Consider the following 17,063-nt stretch of genomic DNA (forward strand, 5'->3'; position numbering starts at 1 on the left):
CCACAGAATTGCCCGAACAAATAGGGCCAGGTGGCCGGAATGGACAGAGCAGAAATGCGCAGTACCTCTGCGTCCCGGATGCGGTGCAGCGTGTCGCATCTGTGCAAGACCTGCATCGTTTGCATGATATGGGTAGCAAATGACAACTGTTGCTGAGAACAAGTCAGGCCTTGCGATCCTGTTCATCCTATTCGGGGTTCTGGCCATTTCCGTCAATGATATGCTGATCAAACAGCTTTCCGGCCAGTATCCACTGCACGAACTCGTCTTTCTGCGCTCGGTTCTGGGGCTCGCATTTTCGGTGTTTCTGGTCCAGATGGAAGGCGGCTGGCGCATTCTGAAAACGCGCCAACCTGTATTGCACGCGATACGCGGCCTGCTCATTGTCGCAGCGAACATGAGCTATTTTGCGGCCCTTGCCGCGCTTCCGCTGGCGGATGCAACGGCGCTGTTTTTTGCCGCACCCCTTTTGATCACCCTATTGTCGATCCCGATTCTGGGGGAAAAGGTTGGCATCCTGCGCATGACGGCCGTTCTGGTCGGGTTTTGCGGTGTGATCCTGATGCAGCGGCCCTGGGCGGGCGCTGACACGCTTGAGGCGTCGCGTCTTGTATTGTTGCTGCCCGTCTTTGCCGCCTTGATGTATGCGCTCAACCAGTTGATGACGCGAAAACTTGGGGTCAGCAGCAAAGCCTCTGCGCTGTCGGTCTACATTCACATGTCGTTCATCGTGGTCTCGCTGGGGTTCTATCTTGTTGCCGGGGATGGCCGGTTCGCGGCGGGGACAGAAAACGCCTCAGTAGAATTTCTGTTGCGCGCGTGGATTTGGCCGGTGGGCATAGACTGGTGGTTCATCCTCGGGATGGGCGCCAATGCCGCTATCATCGGCTATTGCCTGAGCCAAGCCTACCGTATCGCGGATGCCGCAACAGTCGCGCCGTTTGAATATGTCGGGCTGCCTCTGGCGGTTTTCTGGGGATGGCTGATCTTTGCGCAACTCCCGGTCTGGGAGGTCTGGGCGGGTATCGCGCTTATCCTCGGCTCGGGGCTGTTCGTGTTCCTGCGCGAGCAGCAAAAAGCCCGCGTGGTGGCGCGCGGCCCGATCAAGCGTCAATAGCGTCGCGTCGCTCCAGATAATACCGCACCGCGTCCTGCACATGGCGGAAACGGTCTCCGCCCAGATGCTTGCCCCCGTACCAGCGCGTCACGACAACGATTTCGTCCTGTAGCCCTTCGCGCTCCAACATGCGCAGGATCACCATACCGGCCCCGGCCTCACCGTCATCATTTTTGAGCGGACCGCTGGAAGTCAAAAGGCCCCATGAATGATGCGTCGCCTTGGCAAATTTCTTTCGCCGCAGCAGCGCTTTGACAAAGGCCTTGGCCGCTGTTTCATCTGCGCAGGGCCCGCCGGAGACGGCATATTTTGACCCGCGATCGCTTATGATCCCTTCGAAAACCTGCACGCCCAGCCCCTCACGCCACCCGGACCACAACCTTGCCGGTTGCTTTGCGCGTGCGTAGTAAATCAAGCGCCTCATTGGCCTGCTCCAGCGGCAGGACATGGCTGACATGTGGTTTGATCTTTCCGGCCACATACCAATCGGTCAGCACCTCGAAACTATCTGTCAGGACCTTTGGGTTCACCCGCGTATAACCACCCCAGTAAAAGCCGATCACCGTCAGGTTCTTGACCAGCAGATGGTTGGCCGGAATTTGCGGCACCTCGCCCGAGGCAAACCCCAGCGGGATCAGGCGCGCCTCGGGTCGGCACGCCCGCAAGGCCGCCTTGAACTGCTCACCCCCGATCGGGTCATAGACCACATCCGCGCCGCCCAATGCCTTGACGCAGTCCCGAATATCATCCGTCTCGGAATCGATCAGATGATCCGCACCTGCCGCCTTGGCCACCTGTAGTTTCTGCGCCCCCCGCGCCACTGCGATCACCTCTGCGCCCATCAATTTGCCCAACTCGACCGCCGTCAGCCCAACGCCGCCCGAGGCCCCAAGCACGAGCAATCGCTCCCCCGCACGCAGATGCGCCTTATAATCGAGCGCAACATGGCTGGTCCCATAGGCAATGAGGAAAGCGGCGGCATCTTCATCGGACATGACATCCGGGATCGGCACACAGATATCGGCGGAAATTGCCGCGAAATCCGCCAAGGCGTCAAAGCCGCAATAGGCAGCGATCCGTTGACCGACCGTGAACCTATCCACGCCCTGCCCCACCTCGGTGACCGTCCCGCAGAGTTCCATACCAAGGGTAAAGGGCACGTCGGGCCGTTCCTGATAGGTGCCTTTGATCGCCAGCAAATCGCCAAAGTTCAGACCGCAGGTGTGCACCTTGACGACAACCTGCCCGGCCCCGGCGGAGGGGTGCGGTATGTCTCGCAGGCTGAGGGGTTTGCCAAGTTCCGTCACTTGCATCGCGCGCATCGAAACATCCTTTACTGCCGCATTCTGCGCCTATCTGCCCAGAGGGCGTGCGTATTTGCAAGGGGCGCAGCGGTGCGATGCGCCTTTTGGTCTTGGCAAGCCTGTGGTCGTCATGTCAGGACAGCGGTGCGACCAAGCCGCCGGACACAGCATGACCTACACCCGCTATGCCATCTACTACACGCCACCGCCCGGGCGGTTTGCCGAGCTTGGTGCGCGCTGGCTTGGATGGGACATCGCCAAAGGCCAGCCCGTCGGTTCACCAGACCTTGATATCGTCGCGACCCCGCGCAAATACGGGTTTCATGCCACCCTGAAAGCGCCGTTCTTTCTTGCGGACGGGGTCACGGAAAATCACCTGCTTTGTGCGTTTCGCGATCTGGGTCAGAACCTCGCGCCCGTCGCGTTGGAGGGGCTCGAGGTCAGACGTCTCGGCGGGTTTGTGGCGTTGGAGCCCTTTGGAAATAAGGATGCCTTGCAAAGCCTTGCAGCCAACTGCGTCACGCGGCTTGACCTTTTTCGCGCGCCCATGAGCGAAGCGGAGCGTCTGCGAAAAACAAAACCGCATATGACGCAGGCGCATCGCCAGAACCTCGAACAATGGGGATATGCCCATGTGATGGACTCGTTTCGGTTTCACATGACGCTGAGCGGTCCGCTCCCCAAACACATCCGCGACAGGGTGATGACGCAGGCCGAGGCGCATTTCGCACCAGCGCAAATTGCACCGCTGACAATCGCCACGATCACGCTTGTCGGCGAACGCGCGGATGGTACTTTCAAGTCGATAGAACAGGCGAGGCTGCGCGACCCGCAGACCGGTGCCGCAATATGAAGGCCAGCCGCATGAGGTCGCTCCCCACCTGATCCACAAACGCGGGCGGCGTGTTTTACAGATCAAGCACCAATTCACCGCCATCCTGCAGCGCACGCGACTGGCACAAAATCATCTGATCGCTGCGCTGTTTAGCGGACAGAACAAAATCCCGATGCTCGACCTCACCCGAGATAACGCCGCATTTGCACACGCCGCACAGACCGTCGGAACACTTCAGGTCAACGGCGACGCCCGCTGCAATCAGCGCCTGCGCGGCAGATTGATCGGCGGGCACCGGGATGCGCCGACCGTCTTTCAATGCCAGCGTGAAATCATGGTTTTGATACTCCGGCAGGTCGGGAACCGTGAAATACTCCAGATGGCGCGCCTCTTCAGAGACGCCCGCCTTCTCGGCCGCCTCCATAACGGCCGCCATATAGCGATCAGGGCCACATGCGTAGACATGCGCACCTGTCCGGGGGGCGAGGAAAATCGCATCGAGCGGTGCGCGCGTACCATTCTCACTGTTGTAAACATGCACCCTGTCTGCCCATGGCACGGAGTGCAGCAGCGGCACAAATGCCGCCGTTTTCTGATGTGAGACCGAGTAATGCACCTCGAACGACCGCCCCTCAGCATGAAGCGAATGGGCCATCGCGATCATGGGTGTCAGCCCAATGCCCCCACCTATCAGAAAACTGTGGTCGGCGTCGCGCACCAGCGGGAAATGGTTGATCGGTCTGGAGACAAAGACCTTTCGGCCCTCAGCGAAAATACGGTGCAGCAGCCGCGAACCGCCCTTGCCGGTCTCTTCGCGCAACACCGCAATTTCATAGCATGTGCGATCTGCCGGGTCTCCCATCAGGGAATACTGGCGCAGGGCATCAGGCGCGATGACAATGTCCAGATGCGCCCCGGCGTCCCAGCGGGGCAGCACCGCACCATCTGTCGCTTTCAGCAGGTAGTGACTGATTTTATCCGTCAGATGGGTAACGCGCGCGACCTGCACCTGAACGACAGGGCTGTCATTGGTGTCGGCCGCGTAAGCGTGCGCCCAGGCACCTGTTTCGCCGGCCTTGCGCCGACGCTTGTATTCCGCTGCAGATATCAGGTTCTGATAGGCCGCGATCCCCGCCTCACGGTCCATCGGAAACGGGTAGGCCCAAGGCGGTGGGGCCAGCGGTGCCGGGTATACCGCCAGCGTCTGATCGGCGTATTTCAGGTCGAGGTCGACCTGCAGATCCCGCGCATTCACCGGTGCGCGCGCAGGGTGGTAGCCGCCGTCCTGATCAAGCTCGATGTCCCACCACCACTTTTTGACGGGCTTCAGCCCCCCATTGCCCAAAGCGTCATCCAACCGCGCCAGCACCGGTGCGGCCTTTGGCACCTTCATCGCCGCCCAGCGAAACGGCTTTTCCGCAAACAAACCCTCAAGGTTCCACGGGCAGGTTTTCATGCAGCGCCCACACATCGAACCGCCCTTGGTCGTAATGCGATAGGTTGCGCATTTCTGGCTGTCCGATTTCCAGATTTCATAGCCGTTGAACATCTTTTTCGGCCCTGCGGTGATTGCGCCCGAGGGGCATTCGCGCGCACATTTGTTGCAACTTTCGCAAAACCGCTGGAGCCCGAAATCAATCGGCTTGTCATGCGCAAGCGGCATATCGGTCGTCACCACCCCGGATTTCAGGCGCGGCCCCAGAAACGGGTTCAGGATCACCTCACCAATGCGGCTGACCTCGCCCAGACCGGACAAAAGCAACAGGGGCGGTTGCAGCACCTCGCCATCCATGACCGTGTGCGCCTTGGCCTTATAGCCCATGCGCCTGATCTGACGCGCGATCACCCCGCCGAGCAGCGAGAACCGCAGATAGGCCCGCATGGATTGCGCCACGCTGATCCAGTCATCGCCCGAGGCCCCCTCCATCGTCTCGAAACCCTGATCTATAATCATGCTGATCGCCTGATCATGCGGCGGGTCCAGCACGGCACCCGTTGCATCATGGCTATACCACGTCCAGTCTGGGCAACGGCTGATGCCGACCGCATCGACGCCCAGAAAGTAACTCGTGGCCTTGATGTTAGCTGCGTTCTCTTCTGCGGTCGCAATGTGTTTCTGCCCCGCTTCGGGGCCATCCTGAAACGGGATCAAAGCACCCAACATCCGCCGTTGCGCCATCGAAGGGGCCGATTTGCGCGCGTAGTAGCCCCCGGCGGCGGCCTTCTGCACCGCCTTACCCAGATCACCGAATTGCGCACGCGCGAACATGTCCGCCCGTTTGGGCACCCGCGCGACATGCGCCTCATCAATATAGGTCGTCGGCTGCTCAACCCGTTTCAGCGTCTCGAAAGGGTGCGGTCCTTTGGCAAAATCGCGCCGCGCAAACGGGTCCTTGTTCAGTGCTGATTTTGCGGTTCCATAGCCAACCCACCACGCAGGTGCATTTGTTTTCAGCCATCTTTGCTCGGGCAATGGACGCAGCGGTCGGTCATGCGCGACTGGCAGTGTCGTCGTGACAACCGCCACCCCAAAACGATCCCCCACAAAGGGGTTCACCAGTTTACCGGCATCAACAACGGCCAAGCCTGCCGCGACGGTCAACTGGTTCAGATCAACGTCCGTGCTGGTGGCGGTATGCGCCTTGGCATCCCAGCCCAGCAACCTGATGTATTCGGCCAGAACGACCGCCGTTTCGGACGCGCGCAGACAGGCCCGATGCGCCTGCGCATGCTGGATCCAGGCGGCGCCCGTTTCGTCGGCGCGTGGGTCGCGCGGCATGTCATAAAGAAAGACCAGCGCGTGCTCATGATCCACGATGGTGCTGGGGGGTGCCTGCACGCTTTCCTGCAAATCCGCCATGATCGTATCGATGCCAGACGCCAGCGTCTTGACCTGTTTGGCCTTGAGTTCCTGCGCCAAGCGATCAATGCCCGCATTTCGCACAGGCTGCGCGAGCAAGGCGCTTCGGGGCACAGGCCCAACGCCCACCATGGCCGCATCGCTGAAATAGCCGAAGGCTTTCAAATGCTTGGACCGCTCATCCGGGTCATCCGGGCAGGTCGCCCGCGTGCGGTTCACCAAACCGTCGCGGATCGCATCCATGGTGGCCTGATATTCATCCATCGCATGAATGATCGACAGCGGGTCATCGTGGTTTTCAAACGACAGGGGCTTCATCGCAGGCACGGACGTAAGGTCGGGCATTGCGCCACGCTGCAAGCGTTCCATCGGGTAAGGGCCAAGGTGCGGCGGGCGTTTTGCGGTAGAGAAAAACCTTGTCGTCACTGTGGACACTCAATCAGCCTGACAGGAGACCACAACGGCACCCTTCACCGGGCAGCAGCACCGCCAGATCAATCAAACCTATACGCAAACGGCGCGGCTTTACCAGCCCTGCGCCATCACGCGCATCAGGCAGCGTTCAAAACCAGATCGGACGCCTTTTCTCCGATCATGATCGCGGGCGCATTGGTATTGCCTGAGACGATCTCGGGCATGATTGAGCAATCGGCAACGCGCAGCCCGTCGATGCCGTGAACGCGCAATTTATGATCCACGACCGCATCCGCGCCATCGCCCATTTTGCAGGTGCCAGTGGGGTGATAGATGGAGGCGGTATTGTTGCGTGCCCAATCAAGTGTCGCGTCAAAGTCATCCATATCCAGACTTTCATGCGGGCGATACTCCTGCGAAATCTTGGAGGTCAGCGGGGCATGGCGCGCAATGGAGCGGGCGATGTTGACGCCAGCGACCACCGTCCGGCAATCCGTCTCAGTCGAGAGATAATTGGGGATGATCTTGGGGTAGGCGCGCGCATTGGCCGAGGCCAGTCTGATTTCACCTTTGCTTTCAGGGCGCAGCTGACACACGGACATCGTGAAGGCTGAGAACTTGTCCGCCCCCTTGCCCGGGTTTTCCGCCGACAAGGGTTGCACATGAAACTGGATATCAGGGGTTTCCAGATCATCGCGGGTTTTCAGAAACCCGGTGGCAAGGCTGGCGGCCATGGTCATGGGACCAGCACGGAACAAGGCGTATTTCAGCCCGATCTTGGCTTGCCCCATCAGGCTTGTCACCTCATCATTGAGTGTGGGTTCGTTGCATTTATAGACCAGACGCGCCTGCAAATGGTCCTGCAGGTTCTTGCCAACTCCCGGCAGGGCCTTTTTGACGTCTATGTTGTGTTCAGACAATTGCTCCGCATCGCCGATCCCCGACAACATCAAAAGCTGCGGCGAGTTGATCGCCCCGCCACACAGGATAACCTCGCGGTGGGCATGGATCATGTGCTGTTGACCAGACCGATCCGTATAGGTCACACCAACCGCGCGGCCCTCTTTGATCTCGACCTTGTCCGCCTGCGCATGCGTAATGATCTTGAGGTTGGGCCGTTTCTTGATAGGATTCAGATAGGCCACCGCAGAACTGCACCGCCGCCCATTGCGGCTGGTCAACTGGAAAAAGCCGACGCCTTCCTGTTCGGCGCCATTGTAATCGGGATTATATTTGTAACCCGCAGCCTGCGCCGCCGCGACCCATGCATCCGTGATGGGCCGCTGGATACGCATGTTCGAGACCGAAAGCGGCCCCTGATCCCCGTGAAACTCATCCGCACCGCGTTCATTGCATTCGGCCCGCTTGAACAGCGGCAAAACATCATCCCAGCCCCACCCGGTATTGCCCATCTGCCGCCAGCGATCATAGTCCTGTGGTTGCCCACGGACATAGAGCAACCCGTTCAGCGATGACGACCCGCCCAGCACCTTGCCACGCGGCCATTCAATGGACCGCCCGTTCAGACCCGGATCGGGTTCGGTTTTGTAACACCAATCAACGTTTGGATTGTGGATGGTTTTGAAGTATCCAACGGGGATGTGGATCCACGGGTTCAGATCGCGCCCGCCTGCCTCCAACAGGATCACCTTGTTTTTGGGGTCAGCGCTTAAACGATTGGCAAGGACACAACCGGCTGAACCTGCTCCGACAATGACAAAATCTGCTTCCACGACGCACTCCCCCATGTAGAATAAAAAAACTCTAGGCAAAAACGATTAACCATACTAGGGTTTTTTGGGACGAAATGTCTCAATAATCGACGTTCAGGGAGGAACGCATGAAATTACATAACAATTTGAAGGGCATCTCACGCCGCGATCTGTTTAAAATCGCAGGTCGCTACGGCATGAGCTCGACCCTCCTTGCAGCCGGCACGTTCGGCGGTGCAATGAGTTTTGCAAATTTGGCAAAAGCTGCTGAATCCACATATGAAAAACGCTTTGCGAAAGAGGCGAAGTATACGCTGAAGTTTGGTGCTTCGGGCTTCAATGCACGCAACCTTTTGATTGAACGCGCAGGCTGTCTGGAATTCGCGCGCGACCTCGAAAGCCGCACGGACGGCGAGATTCGCGTCGAGTTCATCGGCGACAATCAGATCTGTGGACAAACATCCTGCGTTGAGAAAACGCAGCAAGGTATCGTCGATATCTATGCGGCATCCACGCAGAACTCTGCGGGTGGTGCCCCATATCTGAACGTTCTCGATTACGCTTACATGTTCCGCAACCGGGCGGATCAGTACCACTTCCTCTATTCACCCGCGTCGCAGGCTCTGCTGCGCGAGCCCTATGAAAAGCGCCACGGCCTGAAGTTCCTGTTCAGCCATGCAGAACTACGCGGCATCCAGTTGGGCCTGAACTTTGAAGACAAGCCTTTGGTGACGTCCGTTGAACAACTTGCAGGCACCAAGAACCGTGTCACAGGGACACAGCTTGGCCGGATCGCTATGGAAGCGCTGAACCTCAACCCGGTTCCGGTGGCGTGGGAAGAAACCCTTGATGGCCTCAAGCAGGGCCTGATTGACGGTGCCGAAACATGGGCATCTGCCGTTGCCTATGCCAATATGTCACCAGTTGTATCGCAGTCGGTTCACCTGAACTTCTTCTGCGGCACAGAGCATACAGCCATGTCTGCGTCTGTCTTTGACAGCCTTGGTGGCGAATTGCAGGATGCTGTGATGGAATCGTCCTATTTGGCGCAGGTCCATGTTCAGGCCGCGAATGAGGTCGCGCTGATCAACACTGTTGGTCAGTCTGATCCACAGCTGCCAAACACGATCTTTGCCCAGAACAACGTGCGCAACGCGTTCCTGTCTGCCGAAGAGATCAAGAAAGCCGAAGAAATGTGCTCGCCAGAGTATCAACCACAATTGTGGGAATCATGGCGCGAGCGGCTCAACGGCTGGTCCGGTGGCCTTGATACTTATCAGGACATCTACGACGAAGTACGCAAGATTCCCGGTGACACCTTGCCCGAGAATGTTGAACCTCGCCGGTGGTGGAAAGCCTAAATCAGGCTTGACGCACAATGAGAAAGGGCCGACCCGAAGAGGCGTTTGGGTCGGCCTTATTATCTCAAAAATACCACCTCATAATGGTGGAATTCCTAAAGTGAGGGGGAGATCTATATGTCTTTAATTTCTGAAGCCGTAGCTATTGTTCCTGCTCTTTTTTCAGGTAGTGCCTGGGAAAAGAGAAGCGCGTTTGACACAGATGGCATGTGGCTGTTCTGTTTCGTGGCCACGCTCGTTTGCGGGTATCTGGCGCATCTGTTCTACAAGTTTGTCCCGTTCTGCGAAAAGCATCTTGAACGTGGCTTGTCAGTTACAATGTATCTCATCATCGCGGGTATCATCTGCTGGGGTGTGATCGACCGCTTTGTCTTCTCGCACCAATGGTCCGGGTCCACGACGGTTCCCCCCTTCCTCTTCATGGTCATGGCGTGGTTTGCCTGTTCCTATAACGTCAAACTGCGCACGCACCTTAGTTTTAGTGAATTTCGCTCAAAAATGCGCCCTGTCGGGCAGATGGCGACACTGACGCTGGACGCTGCTTTGTGGCTCGGTTTTTGCTGGATCGCTATTACAACCTCCTTGCGGTTTACCGCACTGTCCGCTGACAATTTTCAGTTGGTCGATGGCGTCGATGATGTCATGAAATGGTGGTTTTACCTGACCGTCCCGATTGCATTCACGCTCATGTCAGGCCGCGTCATCGGAAACTGGCTGGAGGACTGGAACAATTTCCGCTCCGGCACCCCCATCATCAAACAAGCTGTTATCGGCGGAGACGTATAATGTCAGATGGATCTTGGATTACACTTATTTCGCTGGCCGTCACGGCTTTGTTCATGCTCGGCACGCCTGTCCTGCTCGTCATTTTCTACTGGGTGATTGGCTGTAGCTTTGTCATTGATCTGCCGCTGGCCAACACTGGCAACGAGTTGATCAACGTGTTCAGCAAGGGCTTTGCCCTGCTTGCCATGCCCCTGTTCATCCTGACCGGGGATTTGATTAACCAATCCGGAATTGCGCGACGATTATCGAATTTTGCCTATTCCTGTCTGGGGTGGCTGCGCGGCGGTTTGGCCATGGCATCCATCGCGGCATGCGGGCTTTTCGCGGCGATCTCAGGGTCGAACTCAGCCACAACAGCTACGATCGGGTCGATGCTGCATCCCGAAATGGTCAAAGGCAACTACGACGAACGCTTTTCTGCGGCCACGGCGGCGGCGGGCGGTACGGTCGGCATCATCATTCCGCCGTCGATCATCTTTATCGTCTACGGGTTCCTGATGAACCTTCCCATTTCCGAGCTGTTCATCGCGGGTATCGTGCCCGGAACGATGATGGTCCTCGCCATGATGACGGTTGCGTTCATCGTCTGCACGATCAATGGCTGGGGTATCCTGATCGGTCTGTCCTTTCAGCGGGTGATCAAAACCGCATTCGGGGCGTGGCTCGGGTTCTTTGCAATCGGGCTGGTACTCTGGGGTATCTACACGGGTAAATTCTCGCCAACCGAGGCTGCGGGTGTGACCGTTGGTTTTTGTGTGTTCGTGGGTCTGCTTTGTTATCCGCTCAACAAGGTCCTCGGTAGTGATGCCGACGTGCCAGTGAACGAAAAGAGCTTTCTGTCGATGTTTGTCGTCGAAGGTTTCACCTTGCCAAGCGTGCCAGGCATCGTGTCCCGGTCCGCACAGATTACAGGTATTCTGGTGCCACTGATCGCGGTGTCGGTTGCGATGCAACAGGTCCTGTCATCGCTGGGTGCAAAAGAATACATCGGCGAGTTCGTGACCGGCATGGGCGGGTACTACGCGGTGCTGTTTACGGCGATGGCGATTGTCTTCATCACGGGCATGATCCTTGAATCCCTGCCTGTGACCATCATCCTTGCGCCAATTCTGGCCCCGATTGCCGTGTCTGTCGGTGTTGATCCGGTCCACTTTGCGGTTGTCTTCCTTGTGGGTGCGTCAATTGGGTTCATTACGCCGCCCTACGGGTTGAACCTATATGTGGCCTCAGGGGTGACAGGGGTGCCTTACTTCAGGCTGCTCAGGTTCTCCACGATGTACCTTGCTGCGCTGCTGATAGTTTGGGTATTTGTCGCACTCACGCCGATCACCGCTTTGTGGTTGGTTGGGTTCATGCAGTAACCTGAGACGGAACCACTATGCCTGACGACCTCTCTCCTGAAAAGCACGGCCAGATACCGACGAATTTGCGGCTGCTGGTCTTGCTTGAAGAGGTCGCCAGGGTTGGGGTTCCGGTCACGCCTTCGGCGTTAAAAGATACGCTGAACTTGCCGAAACCAACCCTGCACCGCCTCTTTCACACCGCGGAGGAAGCAGGGTTCTTACAGCGCGACATCGACGGCCGGTCCTATAGTCCCGGCCCTCGATTGCGCAAACTGGCGGTCAACACGGTTTCTTCGCAACGGGTGCGCATGCTGCGACTCGTGATCCTGCGCCGCCTTGCCGAGGAAATCGGAGAGACCTGCAACATCTCGACACCTGACCGCGAAGGGATGACCTATCTCGACCGGGTGGAAACCCATTGGCCCTTGCGTATTCAACTGCCTGTCGGCTCAAACGTGCCCTTTCATTGCACCGCAAGTGGCAAGATGTACCTCTCTGCACTGCGCCCCGCCTATCTCGACAGACTGCTGGCCAATCTGAAATTGGATGAATATGTCCCCGGCACAATCACCGACCGAGACGCGCTCAAGGCAGAGCTGGAACTGACCCGCAAACGTGGTTTCTCCACGGATGCCGAAGAGTTCATGGAAGGTATGGCAGCGGTCGCTGTCCCAATCTATGATACGCAAAAGAGGCTGGTCTCAACCCTGTCCGTGCATGCACCCTTGCAACGCCAGAGCCTTGAGGACCTTGTCGCCAAAGTTGACAGTCTGTTTGCCGCTGCAAGCGATCTGTCAGAGCTGATCAACTCCTAGCCGACGACGCCATCCACCCAAACGTAGCTTGTTTAAACGCATTGATTGAACCGCTTGTTCATTCTTCGAGGCCACGCTGTTACAGCACATGAAAGCGCGACACAGGCGCAAGCCAGAGGCTATTTGACCTCAATCCAACATGTCTTTGCCGCGCTGCTCCGGGTTACTGCTGGACCTGTAAAGAGACCATCATGCTCTCTGCCCCGGACCCGCTGCGCAGACCGGACACTGGTGCTGCGTCATGCGCATCTCGCCCGATGGCAATGCGAATGTACTTTTCATCCGGGGAGACACCATTGGACACATCAAAGCCGACCCATCCAAGGTCATCAAGATGGACTTCGGCCCATGCGTGGCTGGCATCCTGATCAATGGTTTCGTTCATCAACAGGTATCCGCTGACATAGCGCGCGGGCAATCCGGCGACCCGGGCGGCAGACACGAAGATGTTTGCATGATCCTGACACACGGCCTTGCCCACATTCACCGCCTCTTCGGCCGGGGTCGATGAATGTGTGTGGCCAGCCTCGTAAGGCACCGTTTTCAGGATCGCCGCGCTCAGCGCGTGCAGCCCATCCAGCCTGTCCTTTTCAGCGCCGACAGTCTCAGCGAGTACTGTAATCTGCGGTCCCGCCTTGGTCAGCGGCGTGTTCTGCGCGAAATGCCAAAGTGGCGCGCACCCGTACACTTTGCCCACGACACCGGCGGTATCACGCGTTTGCACGACCCCGCTGGCGACAAGCTGCAGTTTTTGCGTGCCGGTTTCGGCGCTGACCAGATCAACATGATTGCCGTAGTGATCACTGTAACTCGCCTCCACCTTGCCACCGGTAACGTCGAGGCTCCAGCGATGGACCGTTTGCAGGCCAGAATCCAGCGGATGCAGCCGTACCTTCTGCAAGGCAAAACCAACTGGCGCTTCATACGCGTATTCGGTTTTATGTCGGATGGAGAGTTCCATTATGCGTTGAACCTGTAATCTTGCTGGATCTGAAGACCAAGCGTGTTTGTATCCCGGATCACCGCATTCAGAAATTCGTGCAACCCTTCATCAAAAATCGAACTGATATCGCGGTCCCTAAGACGTGCGTTCAGATCCTGCGCAAGATCAAGGCTTTGGGGACGGTCGCGGTATTCGTCCGCAAGATAGGTCAGGTGATCCACGATCTGTGACGCGCAAAAGGCCAGAGATCGCGGCAGGCGACGGTCGAGGATCAGAAAGCTGGCAATGTTGGGTGCGTTGTAATCTCCCTCGACAGCCCAGCGAAACGAGGCATGTGCTGAAACCGACCGCAGGATCATTTCCCATTGCACGTTGTCCATGCGGCTGCCCACAAAAGACGTGGCAGGCAGCAGGGCGTGATACTTCACGTCAATGATCCGCGCCGTGCTGTCCATCCGTTCGATGAAATTCCCCAAACGGCTGAAATCATAGATGTCATTGCGCAGCATCGTGCCATGCAATGCGCCGCGTACCAACGCCGATTGCTGGCGGATCAAGCTCAAAACTTCGGGCAAATCGGTTTCCGGAACAGGATCTTTCAGGGCTTTTGTCAGCACCATCCATGTTTCGTTGACCGCCATCCAGACTTCGGTGGTCAGTGCCGTGCGCACCAGTCGCGCATTGTCGCGCGCGCCCTTGATCACGGATAGAACCGAGTTCGGGTTGTCCGGGTCGCGCAACAGAAAATCCGTGACCCGCGCGCTGTCATAACCATCATGTTTGGCTGTGTACGCCGGCCGCGACGCCGAGGTTACGATGACCGATTTCCATTCAGATTCCGGATCGTTTGATCGCGTCAGCGCGATGCGAAACCCTGCCTCAATCAGACGCGCCGTATTTCCGGCACGTTCCAGATTGCGGAACATCCAAAATAATCCACCTGCGGTTTTGCCCAGCATATCAGCTCTCCAATACCCAAGTGTCTTTGGTTCCGCCACCTTGGCTTGAGTTCACAACCAGACTGCCTTCGGTCAGCGCCACGCGTGTCAAACCACCCGGCACGATGTTGATGGAATTGGGGGACACCAGTGCAAAGGGGCGCAGGTCCACATGCCGCGGGGCAAGACCCGCGTCGGTCAATATGGGCACAGTCGAGAGCGACAACGTCGGCTGCGCAATATAGTTCGCAGGGTTGCCCCTTAGCTTATCCGCAAAATCCGCCAGTTCCTTTTTGTTGGCGGCCGGTCCTACAAGCATGCCGTACCCGCCCGAGCCATGCACCTCTTTGACCACCAGATCCGCGAGGTTATCGAGCACATATTTCAGCGTGTCCGGTTCTGAACAACGGTGCGTCTGAACATTTTTCAGGATCGCCTTTTCACCGGTGTAGAATTCAATGATTTCAGGTACGTAGCTGTAGATTGCCTTGTCGTCCGCAACCCCTGTGCCCGGCGCATTCGTGATCGTGATATTTCCGGCACGGTACACATCCATAATACCCGGCACACCCAGCATGGATGCGGGATTAAAGGTGAGTGGGTCGAGAAAATCATCATCCACACGCCGGTAGATGACATCGATCACCTTGTAGCCGCGTGTGGTCCGCATTGCGATGTGCCCGTCAATGACGCGCAGGTCGTGCCCCTCCACCAGTTCGACACCCATCTGGTCCGCGAGAAAGCTGTGTTCATAATAGGCAGAATTGTGAATGCCCGGGGTAAGCACCACAACACACGGTCGCCCGGTGCATCCCGCAGGTGCCGAGCCCTCAAGTGAGCGGCGCAAGTTCTTGGGATAATCGCTCACGCGCTGCACTTTGATCTTGCTGAAAAGCTCGGGGAACATCTGCAGCATCGTTTCGCGGTTTTCGAGCATGTAGCTGACACCGGATGGCGTCCGCGCATTGTCTTCCAACACGTAGAAATCATCTTCGCCGGTGCGCACGATATCTGTCCCGACAATATGCGTATAGACGCCACCGGGCGGTGTAAAATCCATCATCTGCGGCAGAAATGCTGCGTTCTTTGCGATCAGTTCAACGGGAACAATACCCGCACGCAGGATTTCCTGCCGATTGTAGATGTCGTGCAAAAACGCATTGATTGCCCGCACGCGCTGTTCGATGCCGCGCGACAGCTTTGTCCACTCCGCCCCCGACAGAATACGCGGCACCAGATCGAAAGGGATCAGCCGTTCTTCGGCGTCCGATTGGCCGTAAACGTTGAATGTAATCCCGGTGCGTCGAAAGAAGACTTCCGCTTCCTGCGCTTTTCGCGACAATCTGTTAACGTCCTGTCCGGCAAACCAGGATTGATAGTGGCGATAAGGTGCGCGCACATCATCCCCTGCCGTCATCTCACTGAAGTGATTTATTTTTTTTGTCATGTTGCCAGCGTAGCGGACCGTTCAAAGGGTGCAACCACGTTTATGAAAAGGCCCTGACGGCATAGCTAACAGGCTGAAAAATATGACATTTGCCTAAATATTGACCAATTCCAGCATCGTGTTCAGGCAAGGCTAGCGGTAAAATCCGATGTGCGCGACGCTAATGTCAGCCTCAAACGCTTTGCCAATCGCCAGAATGCCAATCCTGCGCAGGGCCGCAGGGTTAAACGTACTATCGGTTCGGTGCGGTTGAAAACTAGAAAAGGGAAGACGTGCAACGCGCCACGATGCGGTTGATGTGACTTGTGCGCGAAAAGACTGCCACGGTCGGCTCAGCTGTGCAGTGCGCAACCTGACATCATAGCTTTCGCCATTGCCCCTTAATTTGATTTCCAAACCGGTCCAATCCGATGCATCCACCACGCCGTCGTCCGGGGACAGATCAAAAGCCATCTGAATAAAACCACCATTGTTCTGCAGACTTACGTGCCCCGTCAGTCGCGCCACCGGTTGTTGAGCGTCCATATCAATGGACAAGCTACCGTCGGACACACCGCCCATGACACGGTCCGACACATATTCCCATGTCGGGTTCAGTTTCACAAAGCCCCCAAGAGTACATCGCTTTGGCACAGAAAGATCATGGACCGGCCCCTAAAAGAGCCGACAATTGAAATGCGGTTTTCGCGGCGACAATGCATCACGGTTCCGGGTCGTCCTTTTCTGTCGGCAAGCCAAGGACACGCGGAAACAAACCAACCAGAAAAGCTGTCGTCATTCCAAACGCAAGAATCCCGTTCACTGATGCCATGGCCCCAAAAATGCGGAAGGCAGGCCCAAGCGTTGTGTCCCCATACCCAACAGTTGTGTAGGTCACGAGTGCAAAATAGATCGGCTCTTCGTAGCCCGGTAAAGCCCCAAGGGCCCAGATAGAGAATGCCCAGATATAGAGGTGTATCGTGTGCGACAGCATCAATGCGAAGACGACAGCCGAATGGACCGCAAAATATTTCTTTTGGGTGGTGGGCTCCATGGCCTGCTTCATCATTCGAAGTCGCCGGGTCAACGACACCATGACACCCACGTGAATAAAGGTGCACAACACCAGTAACGAGCTGCCTAGCGTGATTTGAAACAGAACGGACACGTCAGATATACATCCAGATGACACTTGTCGGACGCGATAGC

At 57.2% G+C, this 17,063-nt stretch carries 15 protein-coding genes; 6 read left to right on the plus strand and 9 right to left on the minus strand.

All coding sequences use genetic code 11. The features are described 5' to 3' along the window. Positions 1–139: 139 nt before the first annotated feature. Positions 140–1,117 carry a DMT family transporter gene (locus K5Q35_RS17715; RefSeq protein WP_013960351.1) on the plus strand — a complete coding sequence of 326 codons (978 nt, stop codon included), beginning with the start codon at positions 140–142 and terminating at the stop codon, positions 1,115–1,117. Here K5Q35_RS17715 and K5Q35_RS17720 read toward each other — a convergent pair. Beyond that, positions 1,104–1,466 carry a YigZ family protein gene (locus K5Q35_RS17720; protein ID WP_013960350.1) on the minus strand — a complete coding sequence of 121 codons (363 nt, stop codon included), beginning with the start codon at positions 1,464–1,466 and terminating at the stop codon, positions 1,104–1,106. The two genes, K5Q35_RS17715 and K5Q35_RS17720, sit on opposite strands and share 14 nt — an antisense overlap. Positions 1,467–1,476: 10 nt before the next feature. Next, positions 1,477–2,439 (minus strand): NADPH:quinone oxidoreductase family protein, encoded by a 963-nt coding sequence (locus K5Q35_RS17725; RefSeq protein WP_220800776.1) that lies wholly within the window; start codon positions 2,437–2,439, stop codon positions 1,477–1,479. A 151-nt stretch (positions 2,440–2,590) separates the two neighbouring features. Between K5Q35_RS17725 and K5Q35_RS17730 the strand changes: the two genes are divergently transcribed. After that, a complete protein-coding gene (locus K5Q35_RS17730; RefSeq protein ID WP_220800778.1) occupies positions 2,591–3,274 on the plus strand; it encodes a DUF1045 domain-containing protein in 684 nt (227 codons plus the stop codon). 55 nt (positions 3,275–3,329) lie between these two features. Here K5Q35_RS17730 and K5Q35_RS17735 read toward each other — a convergent pair whose 3' ends face one another. After that, positions 3,330–6,542 (minus strand): reductive dehalogenase, encoded by a 3,213-nt coding sequence (locus K5Q35_RS17735; protein WP_220800819.1) that lies wholly within the window; start codon positions 6,540–6,542, stop codon positions 3,330–3,332. Between the two features lie 125 nt (positions 6,543–6,667). Further along, positions 6,668–8,263, minus strand: a complete 1,596-nt coding sequence (locus K5Q35_RS17740) for a GMC family oxidoreductase (protein WP_374758652.1) — start codon at positions 8,261–8,263, stop codon at positions 6,668–6,670. A gap of 107 nt (positions 8,264–8,370) precedes the next feature. Between K5Q35_RS17740 and K5Q35_RS17745 the strand changes: the two genes are divergently transcribed. The 4 genes from K5Q35_RS17745 to K5Q35_RS17760 all read left to right on the plus strand — a co-directional run bounded on the left by K5Q35_RS17745 (position 8,371) and on the right by K5Q35_RS17760 (position 12,547). Continuing rightward, on the plus strand, positions 8,371–9,603 hold the full coding sequence (locus tag K5Q35_RS17745; RefSeq protein ID WP_013960345.1) for a TRAP transporter substrate-binding protein: 1,233 nt from the start codon (positions 8,371–8,373) through the stop codon (positions 9,601–9,603). Positions 9,604–9,720: 117 nt separating this feature from the next. After that, complete coding sequence (locus tag K5Q35_RS17750) at positions 9,721–10,389, plus strand: TRAP transporter small permease (protein ID WP_013960344.1); 669 nt, start codon at positions 9,721–9,723, stop codon at positions 10,387–10,389. Beyond that, on the plus strand, positions 10,389–11,750 hold the full coding sequence (locus K5Q35_RS17755) for a TRAP transporter large permease (protein WP_013960343.1): 1,362 nt from the start codon (positions 10,389–10,391) through the stop codon (positions 11,748–11,750). Before K5Q35_RS17750 ends, K5Q35_RS17755 begins: the two co-directional genes overlap by 1 nt. A 17-nt stretch (positions 11,751–11,767) precedes the next feature. After that, entirely contained in the window at positions 11,768–12,547 is a 780-nt protein-coding gene (locus K5Q35_RS17760; protein ID WP_013960342.1) for an IclR family transcriptional regulator, read from the plus strand. A 163-nt stretch (positions 12,548–12,710) separates the two neighbouring features. Here the strand turns inward: K5Q35_RS17760 and K5Q35_RS17765 are convergent, their stop codons facing one another. The 5 genes from K5Q35_RS17765 to K5Q35_RS17785 form a co-directional block, all read right to left on the minus strand. After that, positions 12,711–13,508 carry a transglutaminase family protein gene (locus K5Q35_RS17765; protein WP_013960341.1) on the minus strand — a complete coding sequence of 266 codons (798 nt, stop codon included), beginning with the start codon at positions 13,506–13,508 and terminating at the stop codon, positions 12,711–12,713. Beyond that, complete coding sequence (locus K5Q35_RS17770; protein WP_220800781.1) at positions 13,508–14,449, minus strand: alpha-E domain-containing protein; 942 nt, start codon at positions 14,447–14,449, stop codon at positions 13,508–13,510. Before K5Q35_RS17770 ends, K5Q35_RS17765 begins: the two co-directional genes overlap by 1 nt. A gap of 1 nt (position 14,450) precedes the next feature. Then, complete coding sequence (locus K5Q35_RS17775) at positions 14,451–15,875, minus strand: circularly permuted type 2 ATP-grasp protein (protein WP_013960339.1); 1,425 nt, start codon at positions 15,873–15,875, stop codon at positions 14,451–14,453. A 132-nt stretch (positions 15,876–16,007) separates the two neighbouring features. Continuing rightward, positions 16,008–16,478: a CIA30 family protein gene (locus K5Q35_RS17780; protein ID WP_220800782.1), complete on the minus strand. Its 471-nt coding sequence runs from the start codon at positions 16,476–16,478 to the stop codon at positions 16,008–16,010. Positions 16,479–16,575: 97 nt separating this feature from the next. Beyond that, the gene (locus K5Q35_RS17785; protein WP_259650574.1) at positions 16,576–16,908 is read right to left on the minus strand and encodes a potassium channel family protein; all 333 of its coding nucleotides are present in this window, start codon (positions 16,906–16,908) and stop codon (positions 16,576–16,578) included. Between the last annotated feature and the right edge of the window lie 155 nt (positions 16,909–17,063).

The sequence above is a fragment of the Roseobacter sp. OBYS 0001 genome (genome assembly GCF_019654895.1).
Lineage (GTDB): Bacteria > Pseudomonadota > Alphaproteobacteria > Rhodobacterales > Rhodobacteraceae > Roseobacter > Roseobacter litoralis.

Bases quoted from the DNA above. Each gene is read 5' to 3' on its own strand.
- K5Q35_RS17715 (WP_013960351.1), top strand. From the start codon at position 140: ATGACAACTGTTGCTGAGAACAAGTCAGGCCTTGCGATCCTGTTCATC.
- K5Q35_RS17725 (WP_220800776.1), bottom strand. From the start codon at position 2,439: ATGCGCGCGATGCAAGTGACGGAACTTGGCAAACCCCTCAGCCTGCGA.
- K5Q35_RS17730 (WP_220800778.1), top strand. From the start codon at position 2,591: ATGACCTACACCCGCTATGCCATCTACTACACGCCACCGCCCGGGCGG.
- K5Q35_RS17745 (WP_013960345.1), top strand. From the start codon at position 8,371: ATGAAATTACATAACAATTTGAAGGGCATCTCACGCCGCGATCTGTTT.
- K5Q35_RS17750 (WP_013960344.1), top strand. From the start codon at position 9,721: ATGTCTTTAATTTCTGAAGCCGTAGCTATTGTTCCTGCTCTTTTTTCA.
- K5Q35_RS17755 (WP_013960343.1), top strand. From the start codon at position 10,389: ATGTCAGATGGATCTTGGATTACACTTATTTCGCTGGCCGTCACGGCT.
- K5Q35_RS17760 (WP_013960342.1), top strand. From the start codon at position 11,768: ATGCCTGACGACCTCTCTCCTGAAAAGCACGGCCAGATACCGACGAAT.
- K5Q35_RS17765 (WP_013960341.1), bottom strand. From the start codon at position 13,508: ATGGAACTCTCCATCCGACATAAAACCGAATACGCGTATGAAGCGCCA.
- K5Q35_RS17770 (WP_220800781.1), bottom strand. From the start codon at position 14,449: ATGCTGGGCAAAACCGCAGGTGGATTATTTTGGATGTTCCGCAATCTG.
- K5Q35_RS17775 (WP_013960339.1), bottom strand. From the start codon at position 15,875: ATGACAAAAAAAATAAATCACTTCAGTGAGATGACGGCAGGGGATGAT.
- K5Q35_RS17785 (WP_259650574.1), bottom strand. From the start codon at position 16,908: ATGGAGCCCACCACCCAAAAGAAATATTTTGCGGTCCATTCGGCTGTC.